Raw genomic sequence first — 19,492 nt, 5'->3', positions numbered from 1 at the left:
GACATTCAACTGCGCAGTTCCCGGATGTGTTTCGGTTTCCATTGCTCTCCCACAAAAAAGCCCGGCGATCGCCGGGCTCTTTCTACTGCAAGCGTTGCTTAGGCAGTGAAGGTCTTGCCTTCGAATTGCTCAGCCACGAACTTCCAGTTGACCAGGTTCCAGAACGCTTCCACATACTTTGGACGCACGTTGCGGTAGTCGATGTAGTAAGCGTGTTCCCACACGTCGCAGGTCAGCAGCGGGGTGTCGCCGCTGGTCAGCGGGTTGCCGGCGCCGATGGTGCTGGCCAGGGCCAGGGAGCCGTCAGCCTTTTTCACCAGCCAGCCCCAACCGGAACCGAAGGTGCCGACGGAGGTTTTGGTGAACTCTTCCTTGAACTTGTCGAACGAACCGAACGCAGCGTTGATGGCTTCAGCCAGCGCGCCGGTAGGTTGGCCGCCGGCGTTTGGCGCCAGGCAGTTCCAGTAGAAGGTGTGGTTCCAGACCTGCGCGGCGTTGTTGAAGATGCCGCCCGAAGAGGATTTAACGATCTCTTCCAGGGTCTTGCCTTCGAACTCGGTGCCAGGCACCAGGTTGTTCAGGTTCACGACATAGGTGTTGTGGTGCTTGTCGTGGTGGAACTCCAAGGTTTCCTTGGAGATGTGCGGCTGCAGGGCATCGTGTGCGTAGGGCAGCGGCGGCAATTCGAAAGCCATGATGATTCTCCTAATCAGGTCAGTTGCGGTGAGCGCAAGGCCGATCACGGGCGGCCAAACAAGCGCCGGGGAGTTTGTACTCTTTGCGGCGCAGGGGCAGGATCATAGCACCGGGGGTGCGGCAAAACCACGCAACAACTGTGTGGGATAGAGGTTCCAGAGCCTTTTGGAATAACTTCACGGTGCACTTATTAATTGGTAGGCCACGCTGAACATCATCACGGCCACCAACAGGTCGAGCAGGCGCCAAGTGGCGGGGCGCGCGAGCCAGGGTGCCAGCCACGCTGCGCCGAGTGCGAGGGTGGCAAACCACAGGAACGATGCACTCGCGGCCCCGGCGACATAGGCACCGGGCTCGGTCTGCTGCGCGCCCAGTGAGCCGATCAGCAGCACAGTGTCCAGATAAACGTGGGGGTTGAGCAGGGTCACGGCCAGGGCACTGAGCATCACGGCGCGTAATGAACGCACGTTGAGGGTGCCGCCTTGTTCCAGGCTTTGTGTCGAAAACGCCCGGCGCAGGGCCAGGGTGCCGTACCACAACAGGAACGCCGCCCCGCCCCAGCGGGCAATCGCCAATAGCAGCGGGTTTTGCGCGAGAACCGTGGCCAGGCCGAACACCCCGGCCGCCACCAGTAGCGCATCACACACCACGCACAATGCCGCCACCGGCAGGTGATGTTCACGGCGCAGGCTTTGCGCCAAGACAAAGGCGTTCTGGGTGCCGATGGCCATGATCAGGCCGAGGGCGACCAACAGCCCATTCAGATAGCTTTGCCACATAGGGTTTACTCCGCGTTCGCCGCCAACTGGCGCAGCACATGCATGGCGCGCTCGGCATCGGCGCGGCCGACAAACAGGTGATCGTGGTAGTAGCCGGCAATCACGTTGCAACTGATCCCGGCCTTGCCCAGCGCACTGGCGAAGGCAGCGGTGAGACCCACGGCTTCCAGGGCCGAATGCACGTTCAGGGTGATCCAGGCGGCCACGTAATCGAAGGCCAACCCGGCGTGTTCGGCTTGCTGGCGTTCCAGGATCAGTGTCAGGCCTTCCTGTTCGCGAAAGCTGCCGATTGCCTCGCAACCGTCCGGGATACGGTGGTCGGGCAAGGTACAGAACACGTAGTCACCTTCGTTGAGGTGAGGGCTCATGCTGCGCAACAGGGTTGCCAGAGCGGTTTCGCCAGCCATGTGAGGTTCCTTGATAGAGGTAAGCAATGCTGGTCATTCTCACGGGCTTAGCTGTATAAGAAAAACCAATATTGCTGATCGCTCATTAGGGAAACTGATGTTCGACTATAAATTGCTTTCTGCCCTGGCGGCCGTGGTGGAACAGGCTGGCTTCGAGCGCGGTGCCCAAGTGCTGGGGTTGTCGCAGTCGGCGATTTCCCAGCGCATCAAATTATTGGAGGCACGCATCGGCCAACCGGTGCTGGTGCGCGCCTCGCCGCCGACGCCCACCGATATTGGTCGGCGCCTGCTTAACCATGTGCAACAGGTGCGATTGCTGGAACGCGACCTGCAAAGCCAGGTGCCGGCGCTGGATGAAGAGGGCATGCCCGAACGCCTGCGCATCGCCCTGAATGCCGACAGCCTGGCCACGTGGTGGGCCGAGGCCGTCAGCAACTTCTGCGCCGAACAGCATTTGCTGCTGGATTTGATTGTGGAAGACCAGACCGTCGGCCTCAAACGCATGCGCGCCGGTGAAGTGGCAGCCTGTATCTGCGCCAGCGAACGCCCGGTCGCTGGGGCCCGCAGCCTGTTGCTGGGCGCCATGCGTTATCGGGCGCTGGCCAGTCCGGCCTTTATTGCCCGGCACTTTCCTGGCGGGGTGCGTGCCGATCAACTGGCCCGCACCCCGGCGTTGGTGTTTGGCCCGGATGACTTCCTACAGCATCGCTACCTGGCGTCCCTCGGTGTAGACGGTGGTTTCGAGCACCATTTATGCCCATCGTCCGAAGGCTTCATCCGCCTGGCGGAGTCCGGGCTCGGTTGGGGGCTGGTGCCCGAATTACAGGTGCGCGATCAGTTGGAAAAGGGCGTGCTGGTCGAGTTGTTACCAGATAAGCCCATCGATGTGCCGTTGTACTGGCATCATTGGCGCAGTGGCGGGCAGTTGCTGGGCCTGTTGACCGATCACTTGGCCCAGGCATGTGGCCAGTGGTTGGTGCCGTATGAGCAGTGACTAGCGTCAAGCTGCAAGCTGCAAGAGAAGAGCTTGCAGACCGTATTTAACTTGCAGCTTATAGCCTGACGCTTACAGCTGCATCCGTAGGAGGCTCCATGAAAGTTCTGGTCACCGGCGCAAGCGGCTTCATCGGCGGGCGCTTTGCGCGTTTCGCCCTGGAGCAGGGCTTGGACGTGCGGGTCAACGGGCGGCGCGCCGAGGGCGTGGAGCACTTGGTGCGGCGTGGTGCCGAGTTTATCCAGGGTGATTTGAATGACGCCGACCTGGTACGCGACCTGTGCCGCGATGTCGAAGCCGTGGTGCACTGTGCCGGTGCCGTGGGGCTGTGGGGGCGTTATCAGGATTTTCATCAGGGCAACGTGCTGGTCACCGAAAACGTCGTTGAAGCCTGCCTTAAACAGCGGGTTGGGCGCCTGGTGCACCTGTCCTCGCCGTCGATCTACTTTGATGGCCGTGATCACCTGGGCCTCACCGAAGAGCAAGTGCCCAAACGCTTCAAGCATCCTTATGCCGCCACCAAATACCTGGCGGAGCAGAAGGTGTTCGGTGCCCAGGAGTTCGGCCTTGAAGTGCTGGCCCTGCGTCCGCGCTTCGTCACCGGTGCCGGGGACATGAGCATCTTCCCGCGGCTGCTGAAAATGCAGCGCAAGAAGCGCCTGGCGATCGTCGGCGATGGCCTGAACAAGGTCGACTTCACCAGCATCCACAACCTCAACGAAGCATTGCTCAGCAGCTTGCTGGCCCCCGGCTCAGCGTTGGGCCGGGCCTACAACATCAGCAACGGCGCGCCGGTACCGGTGTGGGATGTGGTGAACTACGTGATGCGCCAAATGGAACTGCCCCAGGTCACCCGTTATCGGTCCTATGGTTTGTCCTACAGCGTGGCGGCGTTGAACGAGGCCTTCTGCGCACTGTGGCCCGGGCGGCCGGAACCGGCGTTGTCGCGCCTGGGCATGCAGGTGATGAACAAAGATTTCACCCTGGACATCAGTCGCGCCAGGCATTATCTGGACTACGAGCCCAAGGTCAGCCTGTGGACCGCCCTCGACGAGTTTTGCAGTTGGTGGAAGGCTCAGGATCCGGGGTTCAAGTAAGGTCACGCCAGGCAACATATCGGGAACCGAATTCAGGGTTCCGGGTCGATCAGTGCGACGCAACTGCGGTTTATACTCCCGGCGCTCGGCTTTCCAACCAGCTAACTCACCGATTCAGGGTTGATTCATGCGTAACGATGCTAAAGACGATTTCGACAACGTTCCCAGCCTGCGGGCCGACCACGGGGATGATGATGATTTCGAACCTTCCCCGGCCACCTCGGTGCGTTCGCGCAACGTGCCGGTCGTCAAGGTCAAGGGCGCCAGCACCGGCCCGCTGTGGGCGTTGATCGGCGCGCTGCTGATCGCCTTTGCCGGCCTGGCCTGGTGGAGCTTCCAGCAGATCTCCCTGATGGGCCAGCAATTGGTTGCGACCCAGGAAAGCTTTGCGCGCATCAGCGAAGAAGCGGCGGGGCGCCTGCAGGACATTTCCGGCAAGGTGGTGGCCAGTGAGGCCAGTGTTAACAACGGCAGCGAAGCGCTGAAACTGCAGATCAAACAGCTGGAAAGCCAGTTGCTGGAACAGGGCAAGCAGCAGCTCGGCGTTGCCGGCCAGGCCACTGAACTGGACAAGCGCCTCGCACAAATGACGTCCAGTACCACCGAGCTGTCGAGCGCCAATACCAAGTTGCAAGGCCAGGTGCAGGCCCTGACCGACGCCGTGGCAACCCTCAAGGCCGCCCAAGGTGACACCGGCAAGCGCGATACCGAAATAAAGGAATTGGCCGCCGATGTTGCCGCGCTGAAAAAGCAGGGCAACCCAAGCGCCGCCATTGCCCGCCTTGAGCAGGACCTCGTCGTACTCAAAAGCGCGCAGGATAGCCAGCCCGCCAATAGCGATGCGCCGACCAACAAAGAGTTTGACGTGTTCCGCATCCAGACCACGCGCAACATCACGACCCTGCAAAGCCAGGTGCAGAACCTGCAGCAACAGCTCAACGCGCCGGCGAAGGTCACGCCGCTCGGCCAATAGATACAGGTTTCAGGAGAAATGTCACCGACTGGTGACATTTCCCATCCCCTTCGTTACTTGTCCTCATCACGCCCTTGTTTAGACTCCGGTCATCCCACAAAAAATAATAAGGGCCCTCCATGACCATGCAACCACTGCCTGCCAGCAGTTGGCTGAACGCGCCTGCTCATTACGCCTGGCTCGCCGCCGAAGGCCATCGCCTGCTGTCATTTGCCAAGGCTTCCCGTCTGCCTGACGGTTTTGGCAACCTCGACGACAAAGGCCAACTGCCGGCCAACGCTCACGCCGAAACCATGAATACCGCACGCATGACCCACAGCTTCGCCATGGCCCATGCGATGGGCTTGCCGGGCTACGCACAACTGGTTGAGCACGGCGTTGCGGCCCTCAATGGCCCTTTGCGTGATAGCGAACACGGCGGTTGGTTCGCAACACCCAAGGCCCTCGACGGCAACACCGGCAAGGCTGCCTACCTGCACGCCTTCGTCGCCTTGGCGGCCAGCTCTGCGGTGGTGGCGGGGGCTCCCGGTGCGCAAAACCTGCTCAATGATGCGACCCATATCATCGACCAGTTTTTCTGGAGTGAAGAGGAGGGCGTGATGCTCGAATCCTTTGCCCAGGACTGGAGTGGCGTCGAAGCCTATCGCGGCGCCAACAGCAACATGCACGCCACCGAAGCCTTCCTCGCCCTGGCAGACGTCACGGGTGATACCCGCTGGCTTGACCGTGCGCTGCGTATCGTCGAGCGGGTGATTCACACCCATGCTGCCAGCAATCAGTTCATGGTCATCGAGCACTTCGACCCGCAATGGCGACCGCTGCTCAACTACAACGAAGACAATCGCGCCGACGGCTTCCGTCCCTACGGCATCACCCCCGGCCATGGTTTTGAATGGGCGCGGTTGGTGTTGCACCTGGAAGCTGCCCGCATGCAAGCCGGGCTGGCCACCCCCGATTGGCTGGTGAGCGACGCCGAGGGCCTGTTCGCCAGCGCCTGCGAATACGCGTGGGCCGTGGATGGCGCTCCTGGCCTCGTCTACACCCTGGACTGGAACCACCAGCCGGTGGTGCGCGAACGCTTGCATTGGACCCACGCCGAAGCCTGCGCTGGCGCCCAAGCCTTGCTTAAACGTACCGGCGAGCTGCATTACGAAACCTGGTACCGGCGTTTCTGGGAATTCTGCGACACCCATTTTATCGACCGGCTCAATGGCAGCTGGCACCACGAACTCAGCCCGCACAACCAGCCCAGCAGCACTATCTGGGGTGGCAAGCCGGACCTGTACCATGCCTGGCAAGCGGTGGTGCTGCCTGCACTGCCCCTGGCACCGAGCATGGCCAGCGCTTTAGGCGCTGGGTGCTATGTCACCAAGTGGTGACATTTGTGCATCCCTTTGTTACCTGCGCTCGAAAAATCCATGTTTAAACTCCGTGCAGCGCAAGCTCCAGACTTGCATGCATAACAACAAGAAAAGGTATTCAGATGAACGCGATTAATCGCCTCGCCGTAGCTATTTCCGTTGCCTCGTTGTTTCCCCTCAGTGCATTTGCCGCCGATTCCAAAGGGACGGTTGAAGTTGTGCATTGGTGGACCTCGGGTGGCGAAAAAGCGGCTGTAGATGTCCTGAAGGCCCAAGTTGAGAAAGACGGCTTCACCTGGAAAGACGGTGCTGTCGCAGGTGGCGGTGGCGCGACTGCCATGACCGTGCTGAAAAGCCGCGCGGTCGCCGGCAACCCGCCCGGCGTTGCCCAGATCAAAGGCCCCGACATCCAGGAATGGGCGTCCACCGGCCTGCTCGACACCGACGTGCTCAAAGACGTCGCCAAAGAAGAAAAGTGGGACTCGCTGCTCGACAAGAAAGTCTCCGACACCGTGAAGTACGACGGTGACTATGTGGCCGTACCGGTCAACATCCACCGCGTGAACTGGCTGTGGATCAACCCGCAAGTCTTCAAGAAAGCCGGGATTACCAAGAACCCTACCACCCTCGAAGAATTCTACGCCGCCGGCGACAAGCTCAAGGCTGCCGGCTTCATCCCGCTCGCCCACGGTGGCCAGCCGTGGCAGGACAGCACCGTATTCGAAGCCGTCGTTCTGTCGGTGATGGGTGCCGATGGCTACAAGAAAGCCCTGGTCGACCTGGACAATGCCGCGCTGACCGGCCCGGAAATGGTCAAGTCCCTCACCGAACTGAAGAAAGTCGCGACCTACATGGACGTCGACGGCAAGGGCCAGGACTGGAACCTGGAAGCTGGCAAAGTCATCAATGGCAAGGCCGGCATGCAGATCATGGGTGACTGGGCCAAGTCCGAATGGACTGCCGCCAAGAAAGTCGCTGGCAAGGACTACGAGTGCGTAGCCTTCCCGGGCACCGACAAAGCCTTCACCTACAACATCGACTCCCTGGCGGTGTTCAAGCAGAAAGACAAAGGCACCGCTGCCGGCCAGCAAGACATTGCCAAAGTCGTGCTGGGTGAAAACTTCCAGAAAGTGTTCAGCATCAACAAGGGTTCGATCCCTGTGCGCAACGACATGCTGACCAAAATGGAGTCCTACGGTTTTGACTCCTGCGCCCAGACCGCAGCCAAGGACTTCCTGGCAGACGCCAAGACCGGCGGCCTGCAGCCAAGCATGGCGCACAACATGGCCACCACCCTGGCCGTGCAAGGTGCGTTCTTTGACGTCGTGACCAACTTCATCAACGACCCGAAAGCCGACCCGGCCGACACCGCCAAGAAATTGGGCGCTGCGATCAAGTCTGCCAAGTAACCCAGCCCATTTGTAGGAGCGAGTTTGCTCGCTCCTACAGGGGGCGGTTCACCCTGTAGTCCTTTTTCCCTGTATTGGATTTCCCCATGAGTTCTGTTGCTGTGTTCAGCAAAGCCTCGCCGTTCGATGCACTGCAGCGCTGGCTACCCAAACTGGTGCTGGCGCCCAGCATGTTCATCGTGTTGGTGGGCTTCTACGGCTACATCCTGTGGACGTTTGTGCTGTCGTTCACCACCTCTACCTTCCTGCCGAGCTACAAGTGGGCGGGTCTGGCGCAGTACCAACGTTTATTCGACAACGATCGCTGGTGGGTGGCGAGCAAGAACCTGGCGCTGTTTGGCGGCATGTTCATCGGCATCACCTTGGTGATCGGCGTGACCCTGGCGATTTTCCTCGACCAGAAGATCCGTCGCGAAGGCTTCATTCGCACTATTTACCTGTACCCGATGGCGCTCTCGATGATCGTCACCGGTACCGCCTGGAAATGGCTGCTCAACCCAGGCATGGGCCTGGACAAACTCCTGCGTGACTGGGGCTGGGAAGGCTTTCGCCTGGATTGGCTGATCGACCCGGACCGCGTGGTCTACTGCCTGGTGATCGCCGCTGTATGGCAAGCCTCCGGTTTCATCATGGCGATGTTCCTCGCCGGCCTGCGTGGCGTTGATCAGTCGATCATCCGCGCCGCCCAGATCGACGGCGCAAGCCTGCCGCGCATCTACTGGAGCGTGGTGCTGCCAAGCCTGCGTCCGGTGTTCTTCAGTGCGGTGATGATCCTGGCGCACATTGCGATCAAGAGCTTCGACCTGGTGGCGGCGATGACCGCGGGTGGTCCGGGCTACTCGTCCGACCTGCCGGCGATGTTCATGTACTCGTTCACCTTCAGCCGTGGCCAGATGGGCATGGGTTCGGCCAGTGCCATCCTGATGCTCGGTGCGATCCTCGCGATCATCGTGCCTTACCTCTACTCCGAGCTGAGGACCAAACGTAATGACTAGTCTCGCCTCCAAACCGTCCATCAGCCTGAGCCGCGTCGCGATCTATGCGGTGCTGATTCTCGCCGTGCTGCTGTACCTGGTACCGCTGGTGGTGATGCTGCTCACCAGTTTCAAGACCCCGGAAGACATCACCAACGGCAACCTGCTGAGCTGGCCGAGCGTGGTCACCGGCATTGGCTGGGTCAAGGCATGGGACACCGTCGATGGTTACTTCTGGAACTCGATCAAGATCACCGTTCCTGCTGTGCTCATTTCCACCGCCATCGGTGCATTGAACGGCTATGTGCTGTCGTTCTGGCGCTTTCGCGGTTCGCAGCTGTTCTTCGGTCTGCTGCTGTTCGGCTGCTTCCTGCCGTTCCAGACCGTACTGCTGCCGGCGTCGTTCACCCTCGGCAAGATGGGCCTGGCCAGCACCACCACCGGCCTGGTGTTCATCCATGTGGTCTACGGCCTGGCGTTCACCACGCTGTTCTTCCGTAACTACTACGTGAGCATTCCGGATGCGCTGATCAAGGCTGCGCGCCTGGACGGTGCGGGTTTTTTCACCATCTTCCGTCAGATCATTCTGCCGATGTCGACCCCGATCATCATGGTCTGCCTGATCTGGCAGTTCACCCAGATCTGGAACGACTTTCTGTTCGGCGTGGTGTTCTCCAGTGGCGACTCCCAGCCCATCACGGTGGCGCTGAACAACCTGGTCAACACCAGCACCGGGGCCAAGGAATATAACGTGGATATGGCGGCGGCGATGATTGCCGGGCTGCCGACCCTGCTGGTCTATGTGATCGCAGGCAAGTATTTCGTGCGCGGCCTCACGGCCGGCGCGGTCAAGGGGTAATCATGGCTACGCTTGAACTTCGCAATGTAAACAAGACCTATGGCGCCGGCCTGCCCGACACCTTGAAGAACATCGAACTGTCGATCAAGGAAGGTGAATTCCTGATCCTGGTCGGCCCTTCCGGCTGCGGTAAATCCACGCTGATGAACTGCATCGCCGGCCTGGAAACCATCACCGGCGGCGCAATCATGATCGGTGACCAGGACGTCAGCGGCATGAGCCCCAAGGATCGCGACATCGCGATGGTGTTCCAGTCCTACGCGCTGTACCCGACCATGAGCGTGCGCGAGAACATCGAGTTCGGCCTCAAGATCCGCAAGATGCCCCAAGCCGACATCGACGCCGAAGTGGCGCGCGTGGCCAAGCTGCTGCAGATCGAACACCTGCTCAATCGCAAGCCGGGCCAACTGTCCGGCGGCCAGCAACAGCGCGTGGCCATGGGCCGGGCGCTGGCGCGTCGGCCGAAGATCTACCTGTTCGACGAACCGCTGTCCAACCTCGACGCCAAGCTGCGTGTCGAGATGCGCACCGAAATGAAACTGATGCACCAGCGCCTCAAGACCACCACGGTCTACGTGACCCACGACCAGATCGAAGCGATGACCCTGGGCGACAAAGTGGCGGTGATGAAGGACGGCATCATCCAGCAGTTCGGCACGCCGAAAGAGATCTACAACAACCCGGCCAACCAGTTCGTGGCGAGCTTTATCGGCTCGCCGCCGATGAACTTCGTACCACTGCGCCTGCAACGCAAGGACGGTCGCCTGGTGGCGCTGCTCGACAGTGGCCAGGCCCGTTGTGAGCTGGCGCTGAACGTGACGGATGCCGGCCTTGAAGACCGCGACGTGATCCTGGGCCTGCGCCCGGAGCAAATCCTGTTGGCGACGGGCGAGGGCGACAATGCGTCGAGCATTCGTGCCGAAGTCCAGGTCACCGAGCCGACCGGGCCGGACACCCTGGTGTTCGTGCAACTCAATGACACCAAGGTCTGCTGCCGCCTGGCGCCTGATGTGGCGCCGCAGGTGGGCGAGACCCTGACCCTGCAATTCGATCCGGCCAAGGTGTTGTTGTTCGACGCCAATACCGGTGAGCGCCTCGGCACCGTGCAGTCACAGCCTGCCTCTGTGGGAGCCGGGCTTGCCCGCGATGGCATCAGCGCGTTGTAACTGAAGGACCGAGTTGCCCGCATCGCGGGCAAGCCCGGCTCCCACAGAAGCAGATAAGTTGTTGTTTTAGTTAAAAAATGTAACCCGCGTTAGATAAAAACAGTTTAATAACAATAAAGACGAGGATGTAGGGATGAAAAAGCAACACAACAACACTCGGCTGATCTGCCAACTGTCAGCAGTAGCAGCCCTGGTTTTGTCCGCCAATGCGATGGCGGATGAAGCGTTCAGCGCCGACTCCAAGTGGATGACCGGCGATTGGGGCGGGGAGCGTACCAAGCTGATCGAGCAAGGTATCGATATCAAGGCCGACTACGTGGGGGAAATGGGCTACAACGCCCACGGCGGCTATAACACTGACAAGACCGGTCGCTACTCCGACCAGTTCGGTCTCGGTGTGGCGCTGGACCTGCAAAAACTGTGGGGCTGGGACAACACTCAGGCCAAGATCCAGTTGACCAACCGTAATGGCCAGAACATCTCCAACGACCGTATCGGCGACCCGCGTGCCGGCACGCTGAGCTCGTCGATGGAAGTCTACGGCCGTGGCCACATGGTGCGTCTGACCCAGTTCTGGATCCAGCACCAGATGTTCGACAACAAGTTGGACGTCAAGCTCGGTTACTTCGGCGAAGGCGAAGACTTCAACACCTTCCCATGCGACTTCCAGAACCTGTCGTTCTGCGGCTCGCAAGTGGGTAACTACGTCAGCACCTGGTACAACTGGCCGGTCAGCCAAGCGGCTATCCGCGTGAAGTACCACATCACCCCTGAGCTGTATGCGCAGATCGGTGCGTACAACCAGAACCCGTCGCAACTGGAGCACGGCAACGGCTTCAAGCTGAGCGGCAGCGGCACCAAAGGCACCGTGATTCCGGTGGAGTTGGTCTGGTCGCCGAAGGTGAATAACCTGCCGGGCGAATACCGTGTGGGCTTCTACAAGAGCGCCGCCGATGCCAGCGACGTCCGTGAAGACGTGAATGGCAACGACGCTGCCACTACGCGCGCAGACTACCGTACCCACAGCAGCAAAAAAGGCTACTGGTTCGTTGCGCAACAGCAACTCACCACCCATAACGGCGACGCTTCCCGCGGCCTGAACATTGCCGCCAACGCCACGTTCCACGACAAGGAAACCAACACCGTCGACAACTACCAGTCGATCATGTTGGTGTACAAAGGCCCATTCGATGCGCGTCCAAAAGATGACGTCGGTATTGGTGCTGCGCGCCTGCACGTTAACGATGACGTGAAGAAAAACGCCGAGCTGCTCAACGCCTCCAACGGTGTGAGCGACTACGACAACCCCCTGTTCTCGCCAATCCGCGAAACCGAGTACAACTTCGAAATCAACTACGGCTTCCACGTCACCAACTGGCTGACCGTGCGTCCCAACCTGCAGTACGTTGTCCAACCGGGCGGCGTGGATAAAGTCGACAACGCGTTGGTGGCGGGCCTGAAAATTCAGTCTACGTTCTAACGCTGTTGCGATAAGCTCCTTCTCTCTGTGCGCATTTGCGGGTAGCCATAGCTATCCGCTTTTTTTTGGGCAGCACTGTGATATTCGGGTCCGTGGCACATGCATGAGCAACCGCTGCAACGCTTTTTCAAATCCCTGCGCGAGCGTCCGGTGTTCGCCTGGGAGCGCTTTCAGATGCGCGACGTGTTGGTGATCGACCATCCCCTGTGCCAGGCGGTGTTCAGTCGCCAGGGCGCGCAACTGTTGCATTTTCAGCCCCGTGGTCAGAAACCCTGGCTGTGGTGCGCGGCCAAGTGGCCGCAAGTCGGCGCCATCCGTGGCGGCGTGCCGGTGTGCTGGCCGTGGTATGGCCGTCATCCGAGCGAAAACGCGTGGCCGTCCCATGGCTGGGCGCGCTTGATCGACTGGAAACTGCTCGACAGCAGCACCGACGACGACGGCGTGCGCCTGCACTGGCAATTGCAGCTGTGCGACTGGCAGGTGGACCTGCACGCACACTTGGGCGAAACCCTGGAACTGCGCCTGAGCACCGAGCATCAGGACGAGTTGCCGTGCCAGTTGAGCCATGCTTTGCACGCTTACTGGCGTATTGGTCACGTTGATGAGATAGCGCTGTCTGGGCTCGACGGTGCGCAGGGTTACGACCAGCTCAGTCGCCAGGTTTGCCAGCAAGAAGGCGAATTGCGGGTGGACGGCGGCTGCCAGCGGGTGTTCCAGCACGAGGGTGAATTGCAGCTCAAGGACCACGCCTGGCAGCGTGAACTGTGCATCGACACCGGCGACAGTGCGGACACCGTGGTCTGGCATCCGGGCAGCCGGCCGTTGTTGGGCGTGAGCTTCAACGAGGCTTCGGGGTTTGTGTGCGTGGAGTCGGCGATGGCCGCTGCAAGCCTGGCCCCGGGGGAGCGGGCGCATCTCAGTCTGCAGGCTCGCGCTGCGGTTTGAGGTGCGATCAGACGGGCAAGGTGATGCCAAAGGTATTGCCGGCGCTGTCGCTGCGCACGAACACATCACCGCCATGCATCAGCGCGATCGCCTTGACGATAGCCAGGCCCAGGCCGTGGTTCGCCCCGCTGTTGCTGCGCGACGCATCCACCCGATAGAAGCGTTCGAACAGCCGCGGCAGGTGCTCGCTGGCAATCACTTCGCCGGGGTTGGTCACGCCGATGCACACCTGGTGCTCCAGCACGTCAATGTTCACCTCGATCACTTGCCCGGGAGCCGTGTGCTGCACCGCATTGCCCAGCAGGTTGATCAGTGCGCGGCGCAGGTGGGCTTTTTCGATCTGTACCTGGGCATCGCCGTGGACCTGCACTCGCACTTGGGCGTCTTCGAGAATGAAGTCCAGGTAGTCGAGGGTGGTGGCCACTTCGTCGGCCAGTGAGCTTTCGATCAGCTTGGTGGCCTTGCTGCCTTGGTCAGCACTGGCGAGGAACAGCATGTCGTTGATGATCGAACGCAGGCGCTCCAGCTCCTCCAGATTGGACTCCAGCACTTCCAGATAATGCTCGGCCGAACGCCCACGGGTCAGCGCCACCTGGGTCTGGCCGATCAGGTTGGTCAGCGGCGAGCGCAGTTCGTGGGCGACGTCGGCATTGAAGGACTCAAGACGCGAATAGGCCAGCTCCACGCGGTCGAGGGTCGCGTTGAACGAGTTGACGAACTGGCTCAGTTCCGGCGGCAACGGCGACAGTTGGAGGCGCCCGGAGAGTTTGGGTGGCGCGAGTTTCTGCGCCTCATCCGAGAGCTTACCGAGCGGCTTGAGGCCAATGCGCGACACCCAGAACCCCAGCAGCGCGGCCAGGACCACGCCGACCAGCGCCAGGCTGACCAGCGCCACCAGCAGATGGTGCTGGGTTGCACGGAAGTTTTCGGTGTCGATGGCAATCATGAAGCGCAGTGGCGGGCGTTGCTCTTTTGCCGGGAACTGGCTCACCAGCACCTTGAACGGATACGCATGGCCTTGCAGGTGCAAGTCGCGCTTGCCGGTGGGGCCTTGGGCAAACGCACGGATCTGTGCATCCGGTTCACCGTATTCGTAGCTCGGGTCGCTGCTGACCACCCAGAAGCGGATACGCTTGTCTTCTTCACCCAACAACTTGAGCTTGGCCTTGATCTTGACCCAATGGTCCGGCGTGCCGAAGCGATTGACCGAAGACTCCAGCACGCTGTAGCGCGCATCCAATTCCGCGCCCGGCAACAATCCCAGGCCGCGGTCTACCTGCTGGTACAGCACGCCACCGATCAACACAAAGATCAGCAGCGCCACCAAGGTGAACATGCCGCTCAGGCGCAGGGCGATGGAGTTAGACGACACTGCGGTTCTCCAGCACGTAGCCCATGCCGCGAATGGTGTGCAGCAGCTTGTGCTCGAACGGCCCATCGAGCTTGGCACGCAGGCGCTTGATCGCCACCTCGACCACGTTGGCGTCGCTGTCGAAATTGATGTCCCAGACCATCTCCGCAATGGCCGTCTTGGACAGTATTTCACCCTGGCGCCGCGCCAGCACACTGAGCAGCGAGAATTCCTTGGCCGTCAGGTCCAGGCGTACGCCGTTGCGACTGGCCTTGCGGCTGATCAGGTCGATCCACAGGTCGGCGACGGTGACTTGCACGGGCTCATGGCCGCCGCTGCGCCGGGTCAGGGCTTGCAAGCGCGCCACCAGTTCGAGGAACGAAAACGGTTTGCCCAGGTAATCGTCGGCACCTTCGCGCAGGCCGCGAATGCGGTCTTCCACGCGCTCGCGGGCGGTGAGCATGATCACCGGCGTCTGCTTGCGTGCACGCAAGGCCCTCAGCACGCCAAAACCGTCGAGGCCGGGCAGCATCACGTCGAGCACAATCACCGCGTAATCGTTCTCCAGCGCCAGGTGCAGGCCTTCGACGCCTTCGCGGGCCACGTCGACGGTGTAGCCCTGTTCCGTCAGGCCGCGATGCAGGTAGTCGGCGGTTTTTTCTTCATCTTCAACAATCAGTACGCGCATGACCCCGCCTCAGTGTGTGGTCGCCAACTCGGCAGCTGGTTTGGGTCTATGGAAAAAACGCTCAAGGTACAAGTATATGACCGGCGTGGTGAACAGCGTCAGCGCCTGGCTCACCAGCAGGCCGCCGACCACCGCGATCCCCAGCGGCTGGCGCATTTCTGCGCCGGGGCCGCTGCCGAGCATCAGCGGCACGGCGCCGAGCAGGGCGGCGAGGGTGGTCATGATGATCGGCCGGAACCGCGTCACGCAGGCTTCGTAGATCGCTTCTTGCGGCGCCAACCCGCGCACGCGCTGGGCCTCTAGGGCGAAGTCGATCATCAGGATGCCGTTCTTCTTGACGATGCCGATCAGCAGCACCAGGCCGATCAGCGCCATGATCGAAAAGTCCTGGCCCATCAACCACAGCATGATCAGCGCGCCCAAACCGGCCGACGGCAAGGTGGAAATGATCGTCAGCGGGTGCACGAAGCTCTCATACAGCACGCCCAGAATGATATAGACCGCCACCAGCGCGGCGAGGATCAGCCACGGTTGGCTGGCCAGCGAACTCTGGAACGCCTGGGCCGCGCCCTGGAAATTGCCGATGAGGGTGGTCGGCATGCCGATTTCATTCTTGGCCTGGTTGAGCATGATCACTGCATCGCCCAAGGCGACGCCAGGCGCCAGGTTGAAGGACAGGTTGGCCGCCGGGAACATGCCGTCATGGCTGATGGACAATGGCCCCACGGTGGGCGGATCGACCTTGGCCAGTGCCGACAGCGGCACCATCTCGTTGGTGAGCGGTGAGCGCAGGTAGAAGTAGTTCAGGCTCTCGGCTTTGCCGCGTTGTCGGCTGTCCAGTTCCAGCACCACCTGGTACTGGTTGATTTCGGTCTGGAACTCGTTGATCTGGCGCTGGCCGAAGGCGTCGTACAGCGCCTGGTCGACATCGGTGGCGGTCAGGCCGAAGCGCGCGGCCGCCTGACGGTCGATGCTGATGTGGGTGATGCTGCCGCCCAGTTGCAGGTCGTTGGACAGGTCGCGAAACGCCGGGTTGGCACGCAGTTTCTCGGTGAGGCGCTGGGTCCAGGTGTTGAGCGTCGGGCCGTCGTTGCTCTTGAGCACATATTGGTACTGGGCGCGGCTGGGACCGGAGCTGAGGTTGATGTCCTGGCCGGCGCGCAGATAGAGAACGATACCTGGCACCTTGGCCAGTTTCGGGCGGATGCGGTCGATGAACTGGCTGGCGGAGACATCGCGGTCACCGCGGTCTTTCAAGGCGATCCAGAAGCGGCCGTTGGCGATGGTCTGGTTGCTGCCGGTCACGCCGACCGAATGGGAAAACGCCTGCACCGCCGGGTCGTCCTTGATGATCTCGGCCAGGGCCTTATGCTTGGCAACCATGTTCGGGTACGACACGTCCGCCGCCGCCTCGCTGGTGCCGAGCACAAAGCCCGTGTCCTGCACCGGGAAGAAGCCTTTGGGGATAAACACGTAGCCGACCACGGCCAGCGCCAGGGTCACCAGGAAGAGGGCTGCCATGGTGCGTTGGTGGGCCAGTGCACGGCGCAGGTTGCGTGCGTAGCTGGCGAGCAGGCGTTCGCTGAAACCGGGTTTGCCGTGGGCGGGGTGAGTGGGGGCGCGCATGAACAGCGCGGCCAGGGTCGGGGCCAGGGTCAGCGAGACCACCACCGAAATCAGGATGGTCGAAGTCGCCGTCAGCGCAAACTCCTTGAACAAGCGCCCGACCACGCCGCCCATGAACAGCAACGGGATAAACGCCGCCACCAGCGAAAAGCTGATGGACACCACCGTAAAGCCAATCTCGCCCGCGCCCTTGATCGCCGCTTCGCGCTTGTCGAGGCCCGCTTCCAGATGGCGGTGGATGTTCTCCACCACCACAATGGCATCGTCCACCACAAAGCCTACGGCAATCACGATCGCCACCAAGGTCAGGTTGTTCAGGCTGAACCCCATCACGTACATCAGGGCAAAACTGGCGACCAGCGACACGCCAAGCACACTGGACACAATCAGCGTCGCCGACAGTTGGCGCAGGAACAGCGCCATCACCGCCACCACCAGCAAGATGGCGATCAGCAGTGTCACTTCCACTTCATGCAGGGAGGCGCGGATGGTCTTGGTGCGGTCGGTCAACACGCTGACCTGCACCGAAGCCGGCAACATGCCTTGCAGGCGCGGCAGTTCGGCCTGGATGCGGTCCACGGTCTCGACGATGTTCGCGCCGGGCTGGCGCGAGATCACCAGGTTCACACCGGGCGTATCCCCGGACCAGGCCTGCACGTAGGCGTTTTCCGAGCCGTTGATGACGTTGGCGATGTCGCGCAGTTGCACCGGTGCACCGTTCTTGTAGGACACGATGAGTTGGGCATAGTCCTGGGCCTGAAACAGTTGGTCGTTGGTCGACAGGGTCGACACGCTGTTTTCGCCGTAGATCGCGCCCTTGGCCAGGTTCAGGCTCGATTGCTGGATCGCCAGGCGCACATCGGCCAGGGTCAGGCCGATGGCGGCGAGTTTGTCGGGCGAGGCCTGCACACGAATCGCCGGGCGTTGCTGGCCGGTGATGTTGATCTGGCCCACACCGTCGATCTGGCTGATCTGCCGCGCCAGCAGGGTTTCCACGTAGTCGCTCAGTTCGGTGCTGGGCATGCTGTCGGAGCTGACGCTGAGGATCAGTACCGGGCTGTCCGCCGGGTTGACCTTCCTCCAGGTCGGCAGGCTGGGCATATCGCTTGGAAGCTTGCCGGATGCGGTATTGATTGCCGCCTGCACTTCCTGGGCGGCGGTGTCGATGCTCTTGTCGAGGGTGAATTGCAGGGTCAACAGGCTTGAGCCCAAGGCACTGCTGGAGGTCATCTGGGTCATGCCGGGGATGGCGCTGAATTGCACCTCCAGTGGCGTGGCCACGGACGAAGCCATGGTGTCGGGGCTGGCGCCGGGCAGTTGCGCAGTGACCTGGATCGTCGGAAATTCCGCTTCCGGCAGTGGCGCGATAGCCAGGCGCGGGAAGGCAATCATCCCGAGCAGCACCAAGGCGAAGGTCAGCAGCAACGTGGCGACCGGGTGGTCGACGCACCAGGCCGACGGCGAGCGGCTCACGGCTGCACCTTGGCGTCGACGGTCTGGATCACCTGCGGCGGCTCCTTGAGCACCTCCACCTGGGCACCGGCCTTGAGCCGCGACTGGCCATCACTGACCAGCACATCCCCGGCCTGCACGCCCTTGATGATGTTCACGTTGCTGTCTTGATAGGTCACTTGCACCGGTACCACGTCGACTTTGTCACCGTTGACCCGATACACGAAATGCGAGTCCAGGCCGCGTTGCACCACGGTCGGCGGCACCACTAGCGCATTCTTGTCGAGGGCGGTCTGGATCTTGATGGTCACCAGTTGCCCTGGCCACAGACGTTGCGAGGCGTTGTTGAATTGGGCCTTGGCGCGCAGGGTGCCCGTGGTGGAGCTGATCTGGTTATCGATCAGGCTCAAGTGGCCTTCACCGAGCAGATCGCCGGTCTGGCCGTCGGTGTCGGCGCCCAGGTAGGCGTCGACGCTGGCCTGGGTAGGCGCGGCAATCAGGCCTTGCAGGGTGGGTAGCATTTGTTGCGGCAGGGAGAACTCGACGGCAATCGGGTCGATCTGGGTCACGGAGAACAAGCCCTGGGTATCGCTGGTGCGCAGGAAATTACCTTCATCCACGGTGCGAATACCGACGCGGCCACTGACCGGTGAGCGAATCTGGGTGTAGGAAAGCTGGACCTGGGCCGAATCGATCGCCGCCTGGTTGCCTTGCACGGTGGCCTTGAGCTGGTTGACCAGCGCCTGTTGCTGGTCATAGGTCTGTTTGGACACGCCGTCGTCGACGCTCAATTGCTGGTAGCGCTTGAGATTGACCAGCGCCACCTGCAACTGCGCCTGGCTCTCGCCCAACTGCGCCTTGGCCAGGTCGAGGCTGGCGCGGATTGAGCGATCGTCGATGCTGGCCAGCAGGTCGCCGGTCTTGACCAACTGGCCTTCCTTGACCAGCAACCGGGTGAGAATGCCGTCGACCTGCGGGCGAACCACCACGCTGTGCAACGACAACACCGTACCGATGCCGCTGACAAAACGCGCAATGTCCTGCTGCGCAACATTCACCACCCGTACCGGGATTGCGGTCGGTGCGGCCAGCTTGGCCTTGGCCGGGCGGGTCAGGGCCCAGGCCGCAACCGCCATCAGCACGAGGGCTCCTGCGATCAGGGCGGTTTTTCGTTGAATGTGCATGAGAGGGACGCCATAGGCGCAGTTGCAAGTTTGACGCTGCAAGCTGCAAGT

At 61.4% G+C, this 19,492-nt stretch carries 17 protein-coding genes; 10 read left to right on the top strand and 7 right to left on the bottom strand.

Features of this window, described 5'->3' with window-relative positions; translation table 11 throughout:
* Positions 1-98 precede the first annotated feature (98 nt).
* The 3 genes from PspS35_RS23125 to PspS35_RS23115 all read right to left on the bottom strand — a co-directional run bounded on the left by PspS35_RS23125 (position 99) and on the right by PspS35_RS23115 (position 1,882).
* On the bottom strand, positions 99-695 hold the full coding sequence (locus PspS35_RS23125; protein ID WP_017125974.1) for a Fe-Mn family superoxide dismutase: 597 nt from the start codon (positions 693-695) through the stop codon (positions 99-101).
* A gap of 177 nt (positions 696-872) precedes the next feature.
* Positions 873-1,475 (bottom strand): LysE/ArgO family amino acid transporter, encoded by a 603-nt coding sequence (locus PspS35_RS23120; RefSeq protein ID WP_159936943.1) that lies wholly within the window; start codon positions 1,473-1,475, stop codon positions 873-875.
* A gap of 5 nt (positions 1,476-1,480) precedes the next feature.
* Positions 1,481-1,882: an ACT domain-containing protein gene (locus PspS35_RS23115; protein ID WP_159936942.1), complete on the bottom strand. Its 402-nt coding sequence runs from the start codon at positions 1,880-1,882 to the stop codon at positions 1,481-1,483.
* Between the two features lie 97 nt (positions 1,883-1,979).
* On the opposite strand from PspS35_RS23115, the gene PspS35_RS23110 reads away from it, so the two are divergent.
* The 10 genes from PspS35_RS23110 to PspS35_RS23065 all read left to right on the top strand — a co-directional run bounded on the left by PspS35_RS23110 (position 1,980) and on the right by PspS35_RS23065 (position 13,140).
* Entirely contained in the window at positions 1,980-2,876 is an 897-nt protein-coding gene (locus PspS35_RS23110; protein ID WP_159936941.1) for a LysR family transcriptional regulator ArgP, read from the top strand.
* 98 nt (positions 2,877-2,974) lie between these two features.
* The gene (locus PspS35_RS23105) at positions 2,975-3,973 is read left to right on the top strand and encodes an NAD-dependent epimerase/dehydratase family protein (protein WP_159936940.1); all 999 of its coding nucleotides are present in this window, start codon (positions 2,975-2,977) and stop codon (positions 3,971-3,973) included.
* Between the two features lie 127 nt (positions 3,974-4,100).
* Complete coding sequence (locus PspS35_RS23100) at positions 4,101-4,946, top strand: ATPase (RefSeq protein WP_159936939.1); 846 nt, start codon at positions 4,101-4,103, stop codon at positions 4,944-4,946.
* 119 nt (positions 4,947-5,065) lie between these two features.
* Positions 5,066-6,325: an AGE family epimerase/isomerase gene (locus PspS35_RS23095; protein WP_159936938.1), complete on the top strand. Its 1,260-nt coding sequence runs from the start codon at positions 5,066-5,068 to the stop codon at positions 6,323-6,325.
* Positions 6,326-6,429: 104 nt separating this feature from the next.
* The gene (locus tag PspS35_RS23090) at positions 6,430-7,716 is read left to right on the top strand and encodes an ABC transporter substrate-binding protein (RefSeq protein WP_159936937.1); all 1,287 of its coding nucleotides are present in this window, start codon (positions 6,430-6,432) and stop codon (positions 7,714-7,716) included.
* 86 nt (positions 7,717-7,802) lie between these two features.
* Complete coding sequence (locus PspS35_RS23085; RefSeq protein ID WP_048726858.1) at positions 7,803-8,711, top strand: sugar ABC transporter permease; 909 nt, start codon at positions 7,803-7,805, stop codon at positions 8,709-8,711.
* A complete protein-coding gene (locus PspS35_RS23080) occupies positions 8,704-9,549 on the top strand; it encodes a carbohydrate ABC transporter permease (protein WP_159936936.1) in 846 nt (281 codons plus the stop codon). The genes PspS35_RS23085 and PspS35_RS23080 overlap by 8 nt, the downstream gene beginning before the upstream one ends.
* 2 nt (positions 9,550-9,551) lie before the next feature.
* On the top strand, positions 9,552-10,715 hold the full coding sequence (gene ugpC, locus PspS35_RS23075) for a sn-glycerol-3-phosphate ABC transporter ATP-binding protein UgpC (RefSeq protein WP_159936935.1): 1,164 nt from the start codon (positions 9,552-9,554) through the stop codon (positions 10,713-10,715).
* Between the two features lie 133 nt (positions 10,716-10,848).
* Positions 10,849-12,195, top strand: a complete 1,347-nt coding sequence (locus tag PspS35_RS23070; RefSeq protein WP_159936934.1) for a carbohydrate porin — start codon at positions 10,849-10,851, stop codon at positions 12,193-12,195.
* 99 nt (positions 12,196-12,294) lie between these two features.
* Positions 12,295-13,140, top strand: a complete 846-nt coding sequence (locus tag PspS35_RS23065) for a D-hexose-6-phosphate mutarotase (protein WP_159936933.1) — start codon at positions 12,295-12,297, stop codon at positions 13,138-13,140.
* 7 nt (positions 13,141-13,147) lie between these two features.
* On the opposite strand, the gene PspS35_RS23060 is transcribed toward PspS35_RS23065, so the two are convergent.
* Genes PspS35_RS23060 through PspS35_RS23045 form a run of 4 tightly spaced genes read right to left on the bottom strand, consistent with a single transcriptional unit; the run spans position 13,148 to position 19,441 of the window.
* On the bottom strand, positions 13,148-14,512 hold the full coding sequence (locus PspS35_RS23060; RefSeq protein WP_159936932.1) for a heavy metal sensor histidine kinase: 1,365 nt from the start codon (positions 14,510-14,512) through the stop codon (positions 13,148-13,150).
* Positions 14,502-15,179 carry a heavy metal response regulator transcription factor gene (locus PspS35_RS23055; protein WP_159936931.1) on the bottom strand — a complete coding sequence of 226 codons (678 nt, stop codon included), beginning with the start codon at positions 15,177-15,179 and terminating at the stop codon, positions 14,502-14,504. Before PspS35_RS23055 ends, PspS35_RS23060 begins: the two co-directional genes overlap by 11 nt.
* 9 nt (positions 15,180-15,188) lie before the next feature.
* On the bottom strand, positions 15,189-18,278 hold the full coding sequence (locus PspS35_RS23050; protein ID WP_159936930.1) for a multidrug efflux RND transporter permease subunit: 3,090 nt from the start codon (positions 18,276-18,278) through the stop codon (positions 15,189-15,191).
* Positions 18,275-19,441, bottom strand: coding sequence for an efflux RND transporter periplasmic adaptor subunit (locus tag PspS35_RS23045; protein ID WP_159936929.1), 1,167 nt, complete (start codon positions 19,439-19,441; stop codon positions 18,275-18,277). Before PspS35_RS23045 ends, PspS35_RS23050 begins: the two co-directional genes overlap by 4 nt.
* Positions 19,442-19,492: the final 51 nt, after the last annotated feature.

It is taken from the genome of Pseudomonas sp. S35, from assembly GCF_009866765.1.
Lineage (GTDB): Bacteria > Pseudomonadota > Gammaproteobacteria > Pseudomonadales > Pseudomonadaceae > Aquipseudomonas.
This window is presented reverse-complemented; position numbering and strand designations above follow the sequence as displayed.

Excerpts from the sequence above, each read along its gene's own strand:
- PspS35_RS23125 (WP_017125974.1), bottom strand. The coding sequence starts at position 695 with ATGGCTTTCGAATTGCCGCCGCTGCCCTACGCACACGATGCCCTGCAG.
- PspS35_RS23120 (WP_159936943.1), bottom strand. The coding sequence starts at position 1,475 with ATGTGGCAAAGCTATCTGAATGGGCTGTTGGTCGCCCTCGGCCTGATC.
- PspS35_RS23115 (WP_159936942.1), bottom strand. The coding sequence starts at position 1,882 with ATGGCTGGCGAAACCGCTCTGGCAACCCTGTTGCGCAGCATGAGCCCT.
- PspS35_RS23110 (WP_159936941.1), top strand. The coding sequence starts at position 1,980 with ATGTTCGACTATAAATTGCTTTCTGCCCTGGCGGCCGTGGTGGAACAG.
- PspS35_RS23105 (WP_159936940.1), top strand. The coding sequence starts at position 2,975 with ATGAAAGTTCTGGTCACCGGCGCAAGCGGCTTCATCGGCGGGCGCTTT.
- PspS35_RS23100 (WP_159936939.1), top strand. The coding sequence starts at position 4,101 with ATGCGTAACGATGCTAAAGACGATTTCGACAACGTTCCCAGCCTGCGG.
- PspS35_RS23095 (WP_159936938.1), top strand. The coding sequence starts at position 5,066 with ATGACCATGCAACCACTGCCTGCCAGCAGTTGGCTGAACGCGCCTGCT.
- PspS35_RS23090 (WP_159936937.1), top strand. The coding sequence starts at position 6,430 with ATGAACGCGATTAATCGCCTCGCCGTAGCTATTTCCGTTGCCTCGTTG.
- PspS35_RS23085 (WP_048726858.1), top strand. The coding sequence starts at position 7,803 with ATGAGTTCTGTTGCTGTGTTCAGCAAAGCCTCGCCGTTCGATGCACTG.
- PspS35_RS23080 (WP_159936936.1), top strand. The coding sequence starts at position 8,704 with ATGACTAGTCTCGCCTCCAAACCGTCCATCAGCCTGAGCCGCGTCGCG.
- ugpC (WP_159936935.1), top strand. The coding sequence starts at position 9,552 with ATGGCTACGCTTGAACTTCGCAATGTAAACAAGACCTATGGCGCCGGC.
- PspS35_RS23070 (WP_159936934.1), top strand. The coding sequence starts at position 10,849 with ATGAAAAAGCAACACAACAACACTCGGCTGATCTGCCAACTGTCAGCA.
- PspS35_RS23065 (WP_159936933.1), top strand. The coding sequence starts at position 12,295 with ATGCATGAGCAACCGCTGCAACGCTTTTTCAAATCCCTGCGCGAGCGT.
- PspS35_RS23055 (WP_159936931.1), bottom strand. The coding sequence starts at position 15,179 with ATGCGCGTACTGATTGTTGAAGATGAAGAAAAAACCGCCGACTACCTG.
- PspS35_RS23045 (WP_159936929.1), bottom strand. The coding sequence starts at position 19,441 with ATGCACATTCAACGAAAAACCGCCCTGATCGCAGGAGCCCTCGTGCTG.